Consider the following 16,763-nt stretch of genomic DNA (forward strand, 5'->3'; position numbering starts at 1 on the left):
ATACTTTAAAGGTATGCAATAATATGGAACTCAGGCATTTGCGTTACTTCGTCGCAGTCGTCGAAGAACAAAGTTTTACCAAGGCGGCAGAAAAACTGTTTATTGCTCAACCACCTTTAAGCAGACAGATACAAAATCTGGAACAGGAACTGGATATTCAGCTCTTTGAAAGAGGGAGCAGACCGCTTAAGACCACAGAAGCAGGTCAATTCTTCTACCAGCATGCGGTTAAACTTTTGTCTAATGCAGAAGAAATTAAATCGATGACCAAGCGGATTGGTATCGCGGATCGCACCATTAGCATTGGTTTTGTTGGCTCGTTATTGTTCGGTTTGCTATCGCGTATTGTGTTTCTATTTAAGCAGCAACATCCCCAGCTCAAAATTGAGATGGTTGAAATGAATACTTCAGAGCAGATTCAGGCACTTAAAGAAGGGCGGATTGATGTCGGTTTTGGACGTTTAAGGATTTCAGATCCGGCAGTAAAACGGGTGTTGCTGCGTGAAGAACGGCTGATGGTCGCGGCACATTCCAGCCATTTTCTCTCGCAACGAGATGGCGTGAACCTGACTGAACTGGTGGATCAGCCACTCTTTTTATACCCGAATAATGGTAAGGCTAATTTTTCTACCCAGGTGCGCGGTATATTTTCCGAGTATGGGCTGGAACCGAAAAATATCCGTGCAGTCAGTGAATTGCAACTGGCGCTTGGTTTTGTGGCTGCCGGAGAGGGCGTCTGTATTGTGCCGGAAAGTGCCCAGAATATTCGTCTGGCACATTTAAACTTTATCCCTTTATTAGATGAATTTGCGGTCAGTCCGGTTTTTATGGCTATTCGTAATATGGATGAAAGTGAATATATTCGATATCTGTTTGATGCGGTCTATCAGGTCTATGATCTTGAAGCGATTAAATATGATCGTGCTGTATTTTAATTCAGATCAATACCTGTCTGGATCTTATAGGGAATAAAGCGAATCCATATTTTAATATTGAATGAAGGTTTCATTTTTTGGATGAATATCATTAAGGCATAGTAAATAAAGCCTTTTCTTTAAGGCAGACTTTATAGGTATAGAAGCATGCCTATTCAGTTTTGGACATTTATGCACATCTTCTGCATTGTGAATCTCATAAATTGAACTTCACAATTAGGAGGTGGAGATGTCTACAAATAAAGTGAATATAAATACGCTGATTGATGAAGCAAAGTTCACGCCATTTCATTGGGGCGTCCTGATCTGGTGTTTGCTGATCATTATTTTTGACGGTTATGACCTGGTAATTTACGGCGTGGCTTTACCGCTACTGATGCAGGAATGGGCACTCAGTGCAGTACAGGCAGGCATGTTAGCCAGCACCGCCTTGTTCGGTATGATGTTTGGAGCGATGAGTTTCGGCACTTTGTCCGATAAACTGGGACGTAAAAAAACCATCATGATCTGTGTCGCGATCTTTAGTGGTTTTACGTTTATCGGTGCCTTTGCAACATCACCTGTCGAATTCGGAATTTTACGCTTTCTTGCCGGACTCGGAATTGGGGGCGTGATGCCAAACGTTGTTGCCCTGATGACGGAATACGCACCAAAAAGGATTCGCAGTACATTAGTTGCCTTGATGTTTAGTGGCTATGCCATCGGAGGCATGACATCTGCTTTGCTTGGCGCATGGCTGGTACCACAGTTCGGCTGGAAAATCATGTTCTTGCTTGCGGGTACTCCTTTACTGTTCCTGCCGATACTCTGGAAATATTTACCAGAATCCCTGATGTATCTGACCAATAAGCAGCAAACGGCTGAAGCGCAAAATATTATCCAGAAAATCTCGCCAACCCAGGTAATTGGATCTGACACCCAGTTCGTCCTGAATGAAGTACAAAAAGGCGATGAAGCACCTTTAAAAGCATTATTTCAGCAAGGCCGCACATTTAGTACCTTTATGTTCTGGCTGGCATTTTTCATGTGTCTATTAATGGTCTACGCACTGGGTAGCTGGTTACCAAAACTGATGATCCAAGCCGGATATTCACTGGGTGCCAGCATGATCTTCCTGTTTGCCCTGAATATTGGTGGCATGATCGGGGCTATTGGTGGGGGTTATCTGGCAGACCGTTTCCATATCAAAAAAGTGCTGACCATCATGTTTCTTTGCGGGGCAGCTTCTTTAATCCTGCTCGGTTATAACAGTCCGCAATTCGTGCTTTACAGCTTGATTGCTGTGGCCGGTGCAGCAACCATTGGTTCTCAAATCCTGCTCTACACCTTCGTGGCGCAATATTATCCATCAACGGTGCGTTCCACTGGCATGGGTTGGGCTTCCGGAATTGGACGTATCGGTGCGATCGTTGGACCGGTATTGACAGGTGCTTTACTCACCATGAATTTACCGCATCAAATGAACTTCTTTGCAATTGCGATTCCCGGTTTGATTGCTGCGCTGGCAATTTTCCTGGTGAACTTAAAGATGTCTGTAGAAGGTCAAGCCCTTGCTACACCTGAGATTCGCACTGATTCTCTCGCTGAAAAAGCGAGTTAATGGATTAAATATCAATTAATAAAGAAAACACTTCTAATGATAGAGATCGCCATCGTAAGCAGTGGTGATCTGTTGCTAGAATCGAGACGCATAATAAAAAAGTGAGTTTAGGATGAACACGAAACAATTATTTAATAATCAAACAATCACATTAAAACGCACGGTTCTGATGAGCATGATGGCAATGAGTTTAGGGGGCATCAGCTTGGCTACCCAGGCACAAACTCCAGCTCAGTCCAATCAGCAGGAAATTGAGCAGTTGCGTCAGGAGGTTCAAGCTCTACGCGCCCTGATTGAACAGCAGCAAACTCAGACAGCTGCTGTGACTGCACCTGTAGCGACAACACCTGCACCAGTAAATACAGCAGTAGCTCCTACAAGCAAACCTGTGATGAAAATTGCCAGTGGGGCCGAGTTTAATCTGTACGGTAATATCCGTGCCGATGCCTCTTATCAGGCTGAGGGCGGTGCAGCGACACGTATGTATAACCAGATTAATACGGTACCTCTTGAAGGCGTGGGTGAACGCAGTGATGAGTTTAAATCCACGCTTTCAGCCACCCGTTTAGGGATGGATTTTAAAGCGCCCGTGGGTGCTGGGGAAAATGCCTTAAGTGGTAAGGTTGAGGTCGATTTCCTGGGTGGAGCTGGTTTTGACAACCTGCGTATTCGCCATGCCTATATCAGCTATGCTGACTGGTTAATTGGTCAAACCTGGTCAAACTTTGCAACTCCGGACTATATACCTGAGACGGTAGATGCACTGGTTTATGCTGGCGGTTCAATTAAACGAACCCCTCAGATTCGTCATACCAGTACTTTGAGTCCGGCAACCAATCTGGTGCTTGCAGTAGAAGATCCGAAAGATGCGACCATTACGGGAATCAAACAGCGTTTACCTGCCTTAACAGCACGCTTAAACCACAAATTTGCAGATAATCTTTCTGTCAGTGCGCGTGCGATGGGGAATGAAAAACGCGTGAATGAAGATGAAAAAACTGCATGGGGTGTGGGTTTAGGTGCGAAATATGAGTTTGTTTCAGGCACCAGTCTTAAGGCAGATTATTATCATGTCAAAGGTGATAGCAGCTTTGTCTCTTACGCTAATCCTGGCGTAGTTCGAGCTCCTAATGGTGATCTTCTACAGAGTGAATTTGACTCGATTACGGTTGGTCTGACCCAGCAGTTTACTGAGAAATTACGTGGTACTGTAGGCTATGGTTATATGAATTTCGACCAAGATAATGGCTATCTTGCTGCTCCTGGTCTGAATCTAACAGCAGTGAACAAAGACCTTTGGCAGGCTTGGGCTAATGTGTTCTATAACCCTACAAAACCGCTGAGTTTTGGCCTTGAATATGTCTATGGCGAACGTGAAGCATTGGGTGCTGCACCAAATGGCAGTACAAAAGGTGAAGATAACCGAGTGAATGCCGTTGCAATTTACAGTTTCTAAGCTCTAGCGATTTACATAAGAAACTTAAAGCGTGGATGAATTAATCCACGCTTTTTGCATGATTCAGGATCACCTCTGCCAGCACATTGACAGCATTTTCTATCTCAGAGGGCCAGTCAAATGAACAGTTCAGGCGAATATAATTCTGGCTGGTATGTTCCGGTTTAAACAGCAAAGCGGGTGCAATAGCAATATTGTGCTGAATCAGCTGTTCATATAAAACCTGTCCATCCAGCTGTTCGGGCAATTTGATCCAGAGAAAATAGCCACTGGAATAATAATAAATTTCACAGACTGAATCTAAACGCGCTTTGAGTTCCTGATAAAACTTTTGCTTATACTTTTCCAGCTGCTGTCTTAAATGGCGCAAATGCTTTTCATAATGATGATGGGACAGAAAATCGACCAGTGCATTTTGTAATAGCGGACTAACAGTCAAAGTACTCATGAGCTGTAAATGCTGGATTGCATCAGAAAATGGGCCAGCGAAAACCCAGCCGACCCGCGCACCCATGCCCAAGGTTTTGGAAAATGAAGAGCAGTGCAATACCCGTTGATGCTGATCAAAATATTTCACGGAAACCGGTTTATGAGCGCCGTAATTGAGTTCCTGATAGACATCATCTTCAATCAGATATACCTGATATTCATTCAACAGTTCCGCAATTCTTTGCTTGATCTCTGAATTTACCGTAAAGCCAATCGGATTATGCACATTCAGCATCAGCCAGCAAACTTTGATCGGGTACTGTTTAAGTGCTTGTTCAAATGATTCCAGGTCAAAACCAAACTGTGGATGTTCAGGGATTGTGATGACTTGCAGGCCTAAACGTTCAGCCGCCTGCCAGGCACCATAAAAAATGGTTTGCTGGAGCAGGATAAAATCACCCGGTTGAGTCAAAGCCTGTAAAGACAGATTGAGGGCTTCCAAGGCACCAGAAGTAATGACAATGTCATCCGAAATGCAGTTTATGCCTTGTAACTGATAGCGGTTGGCAATTAGTTGGCGTAATTCCTGATTACCTGGTGGCATATGATTTTGATGGCTATAACTGCTTTTTCTTTTGCTATGCTGCGCCAAAATCTGCATAAACCGGCTGTTATATAACAGTTCAGCATTTGGAAAAGCTGAACCAAAAGGTGCAATATTTGGAGTTTGCAGTGACTTTAAATAATTAAATACCACAGAGTTAATTTTAACTTTGGAGTTTAAGCCAATCTGTACCGCGGGTTCTTTGCTGTTATAGGTTTGAGGTCGCTCCGCAATATAGTAGCCAGATTTATCTTTGGCATAGACCAATCCTTGCGATTCAAGCACCTGATAGGCATTAAGCACCGTCATCAGGCTATAGCCGGACAGTTCAGTTTGTTCCCGTAATGAAGGTAATTTGTCATGCGCCTTCCATGCGCCATTTTCAATCATCTGGCGAATATTTTGGGCTAGCTTTTCAGATTTGAACATAAGAAAATAAAATCTAAACTGTACTAATATAATCAGAATCATATTATGAATAAGTTATTAAAATATAACAAATCAAAAAAATAAGTGGCTAACTGTTATATTTTTTTAAATGAATATTGTATCTATACAGTTGATTTAGGTCTGCTGATAATAAAACTCATAACGCCAGACCAACCTATGGGTGATCATATGAATTCAGAAGACAACAAAGCACCAAAATATGCGGATAGCAGTATTTCTGATGCAGCATTCAAGAAGATGATTCTCTGGTTTGCACTTTATACTGGTTTATTCTGCCTCGGCGTTATCTTTGTAGTAAATGCAGACAAAATTATGATGAGCGGCTTTTAAAATTCTCTTCTCCCTGAACACTATCATCGCCCCAATCTAAATTGGGGCTTTTTTTATGGCACACATTACCAGTTTTATTTTCTACTTTTTCTGCATCCACTCTATGACTTTGTCACAATTTGACACTCACAAAGTCAGATTTCCTTGCTAGATTCAGACTGTTTGATGATAAAAATGAATACAGGCTTTTCGCCAGCGCATCATACAGAAATAACAACGATATAGCAGATGGACAAACAACAAGGATAAAGGAGTGAAGCATGCTCGGAAATATGATGTTCCAGCCCTTACTGATCAGCAGCATGATTGAACATGCCGGTCGTTATCATGCCGATACCGAGATCATTTCTAAAAATACTGATACCAGCATTAAAAAGACCAATTGGGGAGAAATCCGGGAAAACTCGAAACGTTTTGCCAATGTATTACAGCAATTCGGTCTGACACTCGGCGATCGGGTTGCGACCATTGCCTGGAATAATCATCGACATCTAGAATCATGGTATGCCATTTCGGGAAGTGGACTGGTTTGCCACACCATCAACCCGCGTTTATTTCCGGAACAGCTGGTATTTATTATCAATGACGCTGCCGATCGGGTACTGCTGTTTGATAAAACCTTTGCACCTTTAATTAAAGCCGTCAAACCGTTATTAAAAACTGTAGAACAGTATATCTGTCTGGATGCTGAAGATTCGGCGATTCGTGAAGCCATTCCGGAAGTGCAGTTTTATGATGATTTACTTGCCCAGCAATCTGCAGAATTTGACTGGCCTGAACTGGATGAAAATACAGCGAGTTCACTGTGTTATACCTCCGGTACGACTGGAAATCCGAAAGGAGTTTTATATAGCCATCGCTCAACAGTGCTGCATAGTTATGCGATTATCATGCCGGATTCCCTGAATGTGGCAGCGCGTGACATCATGCTGCCGGTGGTACCAATGTTCCATGTCAATGCCTGGGGAACCCCATATGCCGCTGCCATGGTCGGTTGTACCTTGGTGTTGCCGGGGCCAGGCCTGGATGGAGCTAGTCTGGTTAATCTGATTGATACGTATAAAGTCTCTGTGGCTTTAGGTGTTCCGACGATCTGGCAAGGCCTGATTGCGGCTGCCCAGCAAAGTGGTTCAAAACTGGAAAGCCTGAAACGGAATGTGGTCGGTGGTTCTGCCTGTCCACCGGCTATGCTGAAAACCTTTAAAGAGCAGTTTAACTGCGAAACCATTCATGCCTGGGGGATGACTGAAACCAGTCCACTTGGTAGTGCCAATCAGCTAAAAACCAAACACCTTGATCTGGCGGATGAAGAAAAAATGCAGATTCGTCTGTCTCAAGGTCGTCCACCGTTTGGCGTTGATTTACGTTTAACCGATGAAGAAAAAGGAACTCAGGAAATTGCCCGCGATGGTGAAACCATAGGTAATCTGCAGATTAAAGGGCACTGGATCATTGATCATTACTTTGGCAAGGAAGAATCTGCGCTCACAGCAGACGGCTGGTTTGATACCGGAGATATCGCTACCTTAAATAAAGATGGCTTTATGAAGCTGTGTGATCGCTCCAAAGATCTGATCAAATCAGGCGGTGAATGGATCTCTTCAGTCGATCTTGAAAATATGGCGATGGGACATCCTGAAATTGCCATGGCTGCCGTGATTGCGGCACAGCATCCTAAATGGGATGAGCGCCCAGTTCTGATTGCGATTAAAAAGCCAGAGAGTCATGTGAGTGAAGCCGAAATGCTGGATTACTATGCGGACAAAGTCGCTAAATGGCAGATCCCGGATCGCGTGATCTTTGTAGATTCTATTCCGTTAAGTGGAACCGGCAAGATGCTGAAAAAAGACCTGCGTGAACTTTATGGTTCTATCTTGCTGGAACAGGCCGTAGGTTAAGCTATTTTTTTAAAAGGTAAATTTTTGCCTTTTTAACTCACCCAATATTTAAAACAGAAACTGATCTCTTATATAGAGGTCAGTTTTTTATATGTTTTTGCTAAAAATATACAGACCAAAAAAGCAATTTATTCAGTTCATACAGTTTTAACAGCACTTTCTGGTTAGGATTGTCTTACAAAAAGTCTAACTATGGTTTCTAAGCACATAATTTGACCTACATTGACATGGTGCGAGCTTCAGAATTCTTTATTCTGGACTACATAATAAATAGACAGTTGTACATTAATACTGTCTGCGGAATAGAGGGGATAAAAATGACAAGTATGACAACCTACAAGCCGCATTGGATTCGTGAAGACTTCATTGATTTTGTTGGTGAAAAAGTCCATCCAACCTGGGCACTCAAAAAAGTCAAAGCATCGGTCGTGAATATTCAGGCGGTTAGCCCAGACTTTTTCAAAATCCAGTTACGTCCAAATTATAACTTTAACCGCGGGTCATTTCAGGCCGGTAAAAATATCGCGGTGACTCTGCGTCTGGATGGAGTACGTCATCAACGTCATTATTCTATCGTGACCATTTTAAAAAATGGTGATGTGATTATTGCAGTCAAGCAGCAAGGTAAAGTGTCGCGTGCCCTAACTTTATTGCAACTAGGTGCAGTGGTCGAGCTGTCTCAGCCACAGGGCGAATTTACCTTATTAAACTCTCCTAAACCGATTCTGTTTCTGGCATCAGGCAGTGGCATTACTGCAATTTATTCCTTATTGCAAAAAGCAGTCGTGCAGTTTCAGCATCCGATTGATCTGATCTACTTTACCCGTGATGATGCGTTTCATGCCGAGATCAAAACACTGGCGTTGATGCATTCTCATCTGAAATATCATCATTTTAATACAGTCGAGCATAAGCAGCATTTGAGTCAGCAATTGCTAAACAAGCTGGTACCAGACTTTGAACAGCGTGAAATCTATGCCTGTGGTTCAGCGGGAATGATGAAAACTGCACTCAAAATTGCCGATAAACTGGCGGTGAAATCCAGTTTCCATTCTGAATATTTCCAGATTGCGATGGATGAAAAAGTGAAAGCACAGCCTGTACAGTTTTTAAGATCGCAGCAGGAATTCCAGGCAGAATCTAATCTGCTGGAAAGTGCAGAGCAGGCGGGTCTTCGTCCAGCGCATGGTTGCCGTATGGGCATTTGTAATACTTGCTCATGTACTAAAGTCAGCGGTTCAGTTAAAAACATGCTGACGGGTGAGATCGACCACGGCAGCAATACTCCAATCAAACTTTGTATTTCACAGGCCGTTAGTCCTGTGGTGATTAATTTATAAGCTATTTCAACCATTACTAAACGAATAAGAAGGTGCTCCCATGAATATGCAAATTGATTTTAAAAAACACAGTAAATCTCAATTTCTAAGCCCGGAACAGGTTGAAGAGTTCGGTGCCAAGGTTGATGCTATCCGCCGTGAAGTAATGGAAGATTTGGGCGAAAAAGATGCAGAATATATTTATAAAATCCGTAATTTTGTACGTTATAGCGAGATTGCTTCCCGCGGCATGCTGATGGTCGCAGGCTGGTTGCCACCAGTATGGTTAGCGGGCACAGGCTTATTGGGTATCTCGAAAATCGTGGAAAATATGGAACTTGGCCATAATGTGATGCACGGCCAGTTCGACTGGATGAATGATCCGGGTCTGAATGGTTCGACTTATGATTGGGATACTATTTCCACTGGGGATGACTGGAAATACACCCATAACTATATTCACCACACGTATACTAATATTGTCGGTATGGATCATGATGTCGGTTATGGTCTGATCCGTGTCAGTGAATCTCAGCCGTGGGAACTACGTTTTATCTGGAATATTCCTTTAACCATTCAGTTGATGGTGTTCTTTGAATGGTATGTGGGTGTACAGCGTTTGCATCTGGAAGATGTGATTGCCTATAAAACCAAAACCTGGAAACAGGTCTGGGAAGAAGCAGCGCCTTTACGCAAAAAAATGCGCCGTCAGGTCCTGAAAGATTATGTATTTTTCCCACTGATTGCCGGTCCAAATGCCATTCCAGTATTTACCGGGAATGCGGTTGCCAATGTGATTCGTAGCCTATGGGCGTCTGCGGTGATCTTTAATGGACATTTCACTGAAGATGCAGAAACCTTTGAAATGGACAATACCGACAATGAAACCCGTGCGGAATGGTATCTGCGTCAGATCCGTGGTTCGAGCAACTTCAGTGGCGCGAACTGGTTGCATATTCTGAGTGGTAATTTAAGCCATCAGATTGAGCATCATCTGTTCCCAGATATGCCAGCAAACCGTTATGCTGAAGTTGCACCAAAAATCAAAGCCTTATGTGCTGAGTACGGGATTCACTATAACGAAGCCAGCTTTATGAAACAGTTCTCGACTGTATGGGTCAGACTGGCGAAATGCTCACTGCCAAATGAATGGAATCAGCAAATTGCAGAAAAAACTCACGCAGTTAAATCGGTGTTTCGTTACTTTAAATCCAAACTTGTAAATTAATTTTTTAAGGTTTCTCTATTATCCAGTTTGGTACTCCTCAATAGATTTGGATGGTCTATTGAGGATTTTTTTATCTGTTAAAAAGTGGTCAGTTCACACGAATTTATGAATGAAATATGAAGATGATTTTCAAAAAATGACGAAGGCGGGACAGATTTACTACCGCTGAAACGCTTCGCCTACAAGCTAAGCGTTTACCTCAAGGAGGTTCTTTTTATAATGGCCGCGTTCTATCATTCAAGGTCTCAGTTTTGAAATATCTTAAATATTTTTCAGGCATCTCACTTTTATTGCTGTTAACCGCGTGTAATACCTCGGAAACTCCAGCACCAGATTATCAGGGGAACTGGAAAAATACACTGGAAAATCCAAAATTGGAAAATATCCTGGTGATTTCCAAAAATGGTGAAAACTATTTCATTACCAATACTATTAAAGACAAAGAAAGCGGCAAAACTGACAAGAAAAATCCGATGCCAGCTTCAGTCGCTGATAATGGTCTGCTTCAGATTAATTCAGGTACAGGTGTCGTTGATTTCGCAATTGACGAAAAAACTGGCAATCTGGTCGGTTCAGGCTCCGTCTATAAAAAAGCCAAATAATGCTCTAATCTAATCAATTCAGAGATAACACGAAAAATGCCATGATCAGGGAGGATTCATGGCATTTTTTTAGTTCACCAATTTTATGAGACCAGCAAAATCTTCTACAAAATAATCTGCCTTGGCTTTGATCAGATCTATTTCATGCGCAGAATACTGGTCGTAAATTGCAACGACATCAATTCCCGCATTGTTGGCAGCTTCCACCCCAATTAAAGAGTCTTCAACAATCAGGCAATCTTTAGCCTCAATTTCAAAATGCTGGAGCGCATTTAAATACACTTCTGGATGCGGTTTGATATTCTCAACATTTTCACGAGTCAAAATAATCGCAAAATCATCATCAAAACTGATTTTCTGATTAATCTTCTGGTTATTGTCCTGATAACGCTGCACATTGAATAAACTAGTGGTAGTCGTGAGTGCCAATTGTATCCCTTGCTGTTTTAAGGCTTGAATCAGCAGCTCAGCTTGCGGTTTGAGTTCTATCACATGATCCAGAAAATGCCGTGAAATATGATAACGACGGTTTTTAACCTCTTCCTTGCTGGGTTCAAAACCATATAGCTCTTTTAAATAGCCACAATATTCCAGATAAGGATCGGGCATATGTCTAAAGGCTTTCAGTTGCAGGTCACGCTGTTGCTGAATCTGATCCAGACCGACTTCGATCCCCGATAATTCCAGAATCAGGGCAGCATCGACCTGGTTCCAGATCCCCACTGAATCAATTAAGGTTCCATCTAGGTCAAAACACACCAGCTTTTTATCTTTAAACATGTCACCCTCATTTTTCTTTCGCCGCCATTATCCCGTTTTTAGAAAGAGATAAAAAGTCCAGTTTGGGTGCACATCCAGACTGTATTTATCAGTGAATTACTAAAATGAACTTATTTTGAGCATTTTAAGTATTACTAATAATAAAAATCGTAATACTAAATTGGCACAGCATTTGCATTTATCTACACCTCCTAATTTGAATATTTATTCTTTATAAGAAACAACTTGCTAGTTACTTTTTGTTACCTAACGGTTATATAAGAAAACCTAAAACTATTTAATTTAGTCTTTATTGATCAATTTATAGTCAGAACTATTTCATATCTTTACATCGGTTTATTTAATCTCTTATTTTCCTTAAGGTATTGTCCACTTCTTAACTCATTGAATTATAAAAGGGGAGCAATGCTAGAATTTAAAAATCAAATCGTACACGGCGCAATTTTCGATATGGATGGAACCATGTTTGATACTGAACGTTTGCGCTTTCAAACCTTGCAACAAGCTTCGCGTGAGCTGATCGGCGTCGAATTTTCTGAAAACTATTTAATGCAGTGTTTGGGCTTAAGTGCCCGTAGTGCCGAGCAGCTGGCCAAAGAGCGTTATGGACAAGATGTTCCTTATGCCGAGATCCGCCAGCGCGCCGATGTACTGGAACTAGAACATGTACGCAATTATGGTGTTCCAATTAAAAAAGGTTTATTACAGGTACTGGAACGCCTACGCAAGGCAGGTCTAAAAATGGCTGTGGCGACTTCGAGTCGACGTGCGATCGCAGAAGAATATCTGATCAATGCCAATGTCTATAAATTTTTTGATGTGCTGGTGTGTGGCGATGAGATTAAACAGGGGAAACCTCATCCAGAAATTTTTATCAGCGCAGCCGAAAAAATCAATTTAAGTCCGGCTCAATGCCTGATGTTTGAAGATTCTGAAAATGGCCTGCGATCTGCTTATGATGCAGGTGGTATGACGGTACTTTTCAAAGACATTAAAACGCCGAATGAATCGATGCTGGCAGAAGCCCAGTATTATTATGAAACAATGGAAGATTTTCTGACAGACCTGAACCAGTTTGTTCCTGTTCTGGAAATGCCAGAACTTGAGACCGCATTTCCGCAAACGCTGAATCAGTTAACAGTTGGGATTCACGGCTTCGGTGCAATTGGTGGTGGTTATCTGGCTCAGGTGTTATCACACTGGGATGGTTATACGCGTCCACGCAAAATTATTGCCTCGACCCGTAATCCACTCTATCAGTCTGCCGTTAATGCGTTTGGCACCTATTGCATTCGTTATGGTCAGAACTCTTTTGACCAGCGTATTGAAAATATGAGCGTGATTGATGCATATGATCTGAAGCAAATGCAGAATATGTATATTGAATCCAGTCTGGTGGCAGTCTGTGTCCCTGAGGAAGCTCTGGTTTCTGAAGCAGAAGTAATTGCACAGGGTTTATATGCGCGATACTTGGCCTACGAGCAGCAGGAACAGCCGCTGACGCTGTTAATTATCCTGAATAAAATCGGGGCCAAACAGCTGGTGATGCAGCAGATTCTGAGCCGTCTGAAACAGATTACGGATGAACAGACAGCGCAGCACATTATGGATCAGCATTATTTCTGTGACACAGTGGTGAACCGTATGGTCTCCAAACTGTCCGACCAGAAACTGTACCGTCAGCTGCGCATCAAATACAACATGTTCAAGCAGTATCAGCTGGATGAAGATCTGTCCGTAGTGGATCTGGATGATTCTACAGCCCTGAATGCAGAGCAGGAACATCAGGCGGGCTTATATATTGAAGACCTGCGCCGTAATTTTCAGCCAAGTCATATTCTGCAGTCGATGGACCTGATTCTGTTTAATGCCGAAACGGATATGCCAATCTATGTGGAAAATAACAGTCCATTATTGGCTAAAATGCGCCAAATGATTCTGGTAGATGATATTGCCAATATCCAGCTGATTAAAAACCGCTTATGGAATGGTGTGCATGCGATGATGGCCTGGTATGCCAGCCTGCGCGGTCATCAGACCATTGGCGTGGCCATGTCAGATCATGCGGTCAGAAAATTCATGCAGCAGGCCTTAGCGCAGGTGAAGCATGGTCTCTGTTACCAGATTCCTAAGCATGCTTCAGATCTGGAACGTCTGGCACAAAGTTTTACTGAATCCTGTGCCTATGCTTATCAGGACCCATGTGCACGTGTAGGACGTGAACCCTTAAGAAAGCTGGAACACAATGAACGGGTTATGGGTTCATTATTGACCTTGCTTAAATATAGCTTGCCATTTGATGTGGTTTTAAAAGGCGCAGTGCTGGGTTATATCTATGCTCTGGAACAGGGTGAATGCGAGCAGCAGGAACTGTTGATGCATTTACAAATCCAGTTAAGACATATGGCATTAGAGCCGCAGCTATATGAGACCTTGTATGATGAAATGTCACAATTCATCAATCAGGTTATCGCTGGAAAATTGTCCTTGCAAAAATTTATGCAACTGGATTTGCAGCAAGCGCTCAGCTAAATATCAGCAGTAAATAAAAAGACCCAGAACGATTCTGGGTCTTTTTTTATGGAAGTTTATAAATTTATAATTTATACAGTCGTGGATTCTTGCTGATAAATACAGGATTGTGCAATCTGTAGCTGATCATCTGCGGACAGATCAATATTTTCCCATTTTTCCATCTGCTCTAATAGCCAGATAAAATCGGTGAATTGAGGCTCAACACTTTCACCTGCAAGGTTACGAATAATATTCTGAATCTTATGGAAGTCATAAACGTGTCGAGAAGCTGAACATTCAAACTGGATAATCTGATAATCCATCAGCATGTCCCAGACTTCAGAAAGATCCGTAGCATGCTTTAAATCCATCTGGGCTTTATTTACAGCTGCGACTAAGGCCTCTACAGTCAGTGGATGCAACTCGCCCCATTCCTGAGTTATTGCTAGTACTTTATCTGCCACTTTAGGAATCACATTTTGGCTTGCTGCGACAATCAGGCTATAACCTTCAAGCTTGGCCTGAATATTCCATGGCTCACCCACACAAAAACCATCAAAAATCTGTGCTGCAATTCCTTTGACCATTAAAGGGGGTGGTGAGGTCTTGAGCAATATATTTTTGGCATATTGCGGATCAGTTAAAGCCAGCCATTCTCTTAAACAGTAATGATGAATGGAGTATTTATAAACATGCGCCAAACCTACTTTATGTTGCTGCTTTAAGGCACTGACCAGCTTTTGCGACGTGATCTGTTCATTATCTTCAGGCTGAATGCCCAGTTCATAACACAGATCCTGTCTTAAACTGATAAATGCCTGATTAATACTGAGCACTAATGGGGTTTGCAAAGCCACTTGTAACTGGTCTGCGCCCAAAGCAGCCGCGGGAAGCATGGCAGACAGGCAATGGGCAGCATCCAGAAAGCCATAGGCCAGACGGTCGCGTAAGCTGGACCAGGAGGCTTCACGGATCAGATTTACCTTTAAACCCTGTTCACTAAAATAACCTTGTCGCTCCGCCCAAAGAATGGCAACACAATCAAGCAGTGGAATATAGCCAATATTGAGTTCTGTTTTTTCTAATGTTGTCATTGAATGCTCCTTATTGGCCGGATAACAGTTTTTGTGCATCAAGTAAGCGCCTTGCCATATCGCCAATGGTAATCCGGTGACTCATGGCATTTTTGCGCAACAGGGCAAATGCTTCTTCTTCGCTCAGTCCATGCAGCTGGATCAGCAGGACTTTGGCTTTATCAATATCCCTGCGATCACTTAATTTTTCCTGAGTTTCCTTCAGGTCATGTAACAGTTTTTTATGTTTCTGGAATTGTTCAATCGATATTTCCAGAATATTTTCCAGTTTGGTTGGATCAATCCCGTCCACAATATATGCCGTGACTCCGGCATCAATGGCATTTCTGATGGTGTCCTTGTTGGAATTTTGGGTAAATAGAACCGTAGGTAATTCATACTGACTCACGCAGCTTTCGATAATATCGCGATGAGGATGATCCATATTTAACAGAATGACATCGGCATGCAGGCTTTTGATATCAACAATGTTGAGGTCATTCAGAATGACACAAGCCACCACATGAAAATCATGCGCAAGCAAAGAAGCCTGAATAAATTCAGCGCGTTCTGGATCATCATCAATCAGGGCAATTCGTAATTTAGACATGCAAGATTTTTAGCTAGTACATCGGGGAATATTCCATAAGGACTTATGCAAAAAACATACCATGCAATTTGGTGCAAAAAAATCAGGAGATCAGGTTAAAAGTGTCATAAAAATAGTGCAGAGGAACTTAAAAGCCCGAATTAACCTGACTAAAATAAGGCGTTGTTGAAATAAGCGCACTAAAATAAGGAGTTTTAAGGCAATAAAGAATATAAAAATTACCGCTTAGATCAATTTTAATTTCATCCAGATGATCGGGAAAAATAAAAAATCAAATATAGTTAAAAATATTGGAATAATAATTGCTTATTTTTAATCCACTATAAATAAAAAGGTGGAATAGACATGAAATTAAAACTTATACCATCACTGCTAGTAATAAGCAGTCTTTTGATGGCGGGTAATGTGATGGCAGAAGATGGTGGTTTACGTTTTACCGAGAAAACTCTGGCCAAAGTGGCAGAAATGAAAACCAAGAAAAAATCAGCTGAAACCCAGCAAGCTGTACCATTACAAGCACAAGTAATCGAAAATGCCTCTAAATAAAATAATAGCCAGAATACATGAAGAAACTCTCCAGCAGGAGGGTTTCTTTTTTGGGCTGAAATCTATAAGCCATAGTTCAAAAAATAAGAATTCTATTTTCTAGTTATGACTAAGATTTTGGTCTAGAAACCTGTCTATTAAACTGATCTTGATGAATCAGAATATTGTTTATATCTTCAAAATTTTTAATTTAAATCACTTTTTGCCAACTCGAATTAGATGGTTACAAGAAAAAAATACATATCTATAAATTACAAATACTTAATAAATTAGATGTCAGAACTTGTATGAATCTGTCTGTGATCTTGTAAAGTACTGACAGATTTTTTGTATAGAAAAAATTAAAAATATTGCCGCACCAGTCAGATATTTTGGCAGAAAATATCTGC

14 protein-coding genes are annotated in these 16,763 nt (G+C 41.8%); 10 read left to right on the forward strand and 4 right to left on the reverse strand.

All coding sequences use genetic code 11. The annotated features are described in order from the left end of the window. The first annotated feature begins 23 nt into the window (after window positions 1-23). The 3 genes from FTU00_RS07985 to FTU00_RS07995 all read left to right on the forward strand — a co-directional run bounded on the left by FTU00_RS07985 (window position 24) and on the right by FTU00_RS07995 (window position 3,991). Complete coding sequence (locus tag FTU00_RS07985) at window positions 24-935, forward strand: LysR family transcriptional regulator (RefSeq protein ID WP_180137912.1); 912 nt, start codon at window positions 24-26, stop codon at window positions 933-935. A gap of 229 nt (window positions 936-1,164) precedes the next feature. Further along, window positions 1,165-2,535: an MFS transporter gene (locus FTU00_RS07990; protein ID WP_180137910.1), complete on the forward strand. Its 1,371-nt coding sequence runs from the start codon at window positions 1,165-1,167 to the stop codon at window positions 2,533-2,535. A 112-nt stretch (window positions 2,536-2,647) separates the two neighbouring features. Beyond that, window positions 2,648-3,991 (forward strand): DcaP family trimeric outer membrane transporter, encoded by a 1,344-nt coding sequence (locus tag FTU00_RS07995; RefSeq protein ID WP_180179471.1) that lies wholly within the window; start codon window positions 2,648-2,650, stop codon window positions 3,989-3,991. A 40-nt stretch (window positions 3,992-4,031) separates the two neighbouring features. Here FTU00_RS07995 and FTU00_RS08000 read toward each other — a convergent pair whose 3' ends face one another. Continuing rightward, window positions 4,032-5,453 carry a PLP-dependent aminotransferase family protein gene (locus FTU00_RS08000; RefSeq protein ID WP_180179472.1) on the reverse strand — a complete coding sequence of 474 codons (1,422 nt, stop codon included), beginning with the start codon at window positions 5,451-5,453 and terminating at the stop codon, window positions 4,032-4,034. A 189-nt stretch (window positions 5,454-5,642) separates the two neighbouring features. Here FTU00_RS08000 and FTU00_RS08005 point away from each other — a divergent pair, with 189 nt between their 5' ends. From FTU00_RS08005 to FTU00_RS08025, 5 genes are all read left to right on the forward strand, one after another. Then, window positions 5,643-5,804: a hypothetical protein gene (locus tag FTU00_RS08005; protein WP_166138668.1), complete on the forward strand. Its 162-nt coding sequence runs from the start codon at window positions 5,643-5,645 to the stop codon at window positions 5,802-5,804. Between the two features lie 260 nt (window positions 5,805-6,064). Then, window positions 6,065-7,702, forward strand: a complete 1,638-nt coding sequence (locus FTU00_RS08010) for a long-chain-fatty-acid--CoA ligase (protein WP_180179473.1) — start codon at window positions 6,065-6,067, stop codon at window positions 7,700-7,702. 317 nt (window positions 7,703-8,019) lie between these two features. Continuing rightward, a complete protein-coding gene (locus FTU00_RS08015) occupies window positions 8,020-9,042 on the forward strand; it encodes a flavin reductase family protein (protein WP_180179474.1) in 1,023 nt (340 codons plus the stop codon). 40 nt (window positions 9,043-9,082) lie between these two features. Beyond that, window positions 9,083-10,249, forward strand: coding sequence for an acyl-CoA desaturase (locus tag FTU00_RS08020; RefSeq protein WP_180179475.1), 1,167 nt, complete (start codon window positions 9,083-9,085; stop codon window positions 10,247-10,249). Between the two features lie 251 nt (window positions 10,250-10,500). After that, the gene (locus FTU00_RS08025; protein WP_180179476.1) at window positions 10,501-10,851 is read left to right on the forward strand and encodes a hypothetical protein; all 351 of its coding nucleotides are present in this window, start codon (window positions 10,501-10,503) and stop codon (window positions 10,849-10,851) included. Between the two features lie 69 nt (window positions 10,852-10,920). Here the strand turns inward: FTU00_RS08025 and FTU00_RS08030 are convergent, their stop codons facing one another. Next, window positions 10,921-11,631 carry an HAD family phosphatase gene (locus FTU00_RS08030; protein WP_180002024.1) on the reverse strand — a complete coding sequence of 237 codons (711 nt, stop codon included), beginning with the start codon at window positions 11,629-11,631 and terminating at the stop codon, window positions 10,921-10,923. Between the two features lie 405 nt (window positions 11,632-12,036). Here FTU00_RS08030 and mtlD point away from each other — a divergent pair, with 405 nt between their 5' ends. Then, window positions 12,037-14,163 (forward strand): bifunctional mannitol-1-phosphate dehydrogenase/phosphatase, encoded by a 2,127-nt coding sequence (mtlD, locus tag FTU00_RS08035; protein ID WP_180179477.1) that lies wholly within the window; start codon window positions 12,037-12,039, stop codon window positions 14,161-14,163. A 71-nt stretch (window positions 14,164-14,234) separates the two neighbouring features. On the opposite strand, the gene FTU00_RS08040 is transcribed toward mtlD, so the two are convergent. Further along, a complete protein-coding gene (locus tag FTU00_RS08040; protein WP_180179478.1) occupies window positions 14,235-15,239 on the reverse strand; it encodes an ABC transporter substrate-binding protein in 1,005 nt (334 codons plus the stop codon). Between the two features lie 10 nt (window positions 15,240-15,249). After that, on the reverse strand, window positions 15,250-15,828 hold the full coding sequence (locus FTU00_RS08045) for an ANTAR domain-containing response regulator (protein WP_004785667.1): 579 nt from the start codon (window positions 15,826-15,828) through the stop codon (window positions 15,250-15,252). A gap of 393 nt (window positions 15,829-16,221) precedes the next feature. Between FTU00_RS08045 and FTU00_RS08050 the strand changes: the two genes are divergently transcribed. Continuing rightward, window positions 16,222-16,374: a hypothetical protein gene (locus FTU00_RS08050; protein ID WP_180002021.1), complete on the forward strand. Its 153-nt coding sequence runs from the start codon at window positions 16,222-16,224 to the stop codon at window positions 16,372-16,374. Window positions 16,375-16,763: the final 389 nt, after the last annotated feature.

The organism is Acinetobacter sp. YH12041, from assembly GCF_013419975.1.
In the GTDB taxonomy this organism is placed as follows: Bacteria; Pseudomonadota; Gammaproteobacteria; order Pseudomonadales; family Moraxellaceae; genus Acinetobacter.

What these genes read in the sequence shown, in the direction of transcription:
- FTU00_RS08050 (WP_180002021.1), top strand. Translation starts at nt 16,222, where the DNA reads ATGGCGGGTAATGTGATGGCAGAAGATGGTGGTTTACGTTTTACCGAG.
- FTU00_RS08045 (WP_004785667.1), bottom strand. Translation starts at nt 15,828, where the DNA reads ATGTCTAAATTACGAATTGCCCTGATTGATGATGATCCAGAACGCGCT.
- FTU00_RS08040 (WP_180179478.1), bottom strand. Translation starts at nt 15,239, where the DNA reads ATGACAACATTAGAAAAAACAGAACTCAATATTGGCTATATTCCACTG.
- FTU00_RS07990 (WP_180137910.1), top strand. Translation starts at nt 1,165, where the DNA reads ATGTCTACAAATAAAGTGAATATAAATACGCTGATTGATGAAGCAAAG.
- FTU00_RS08010 (WP_180179473.1), top strand. Translation starts at nt 6,065, where the DNA reads ATGCTCGGAAATATGATGTTCCAGCCCTTACTGATCAGCAGCATGATT.
- mtlD (WP_180179477.1), top strand. Translation starts at nt 12,037, where the DNA reads ATGCTAGAATTTAAAAATCAAATCGTACACGGCGCAATTTTCGATATG.
- FTU00_RS07985 (WP_180137912.1), top strand. Translation starts at nt 24, where the DNA reads ATGGAACTCAGGCATTTGCGTTACTTCGTCGCAGTCGTCGAAGAACAA.
- FTU00_RS08005 (WP_166138668.1), top strand. Translation starts at nt 5,643, where the DNA reads ATGAATTCAGAAGACAACAAAGCACCAAAATATGCGGATAGCAGTATT.
- FTU00_RS08015 (WP_180179474.1), top strand. Translation starts at nt 8,020, where the DNA reads ATGACAAGTATGACAACCTACAAGCCGCATTGGATTCGTGAAGACTTC.
- FTU00_RS08020 (WP_180179475.1), top strand. Translation starts at nt 9,083, where the DNA reads ATGAATATGCAAATTGATTTTAAAAAACACAGTAAATCTCAATTTCTA.
- FTU00_RS08000 (WP_180179472.1), bottom strand. Translation starts at nt 5,453, where the DNA reads ATGTTCAAATCTGAAAAGCTAGCCCAAAATATTCGCCAGATGATTGAA.
- FTU00_RS07995 (WP_180179471.1), top strand. Translation starts at nt 2,648, where the DNA reads ATGAACACGAAACAATTATTTAATAATCAAACAATCACATTAAAACGC.
- FTU00_RS08030 (WP_180002024.1), bottom strand. Translation starts at nt 11,631, where the DNA reads ATGTTTAAAGATAAAAAGCTGGTGTGTTTTGACCTAGATGGAACCTTA.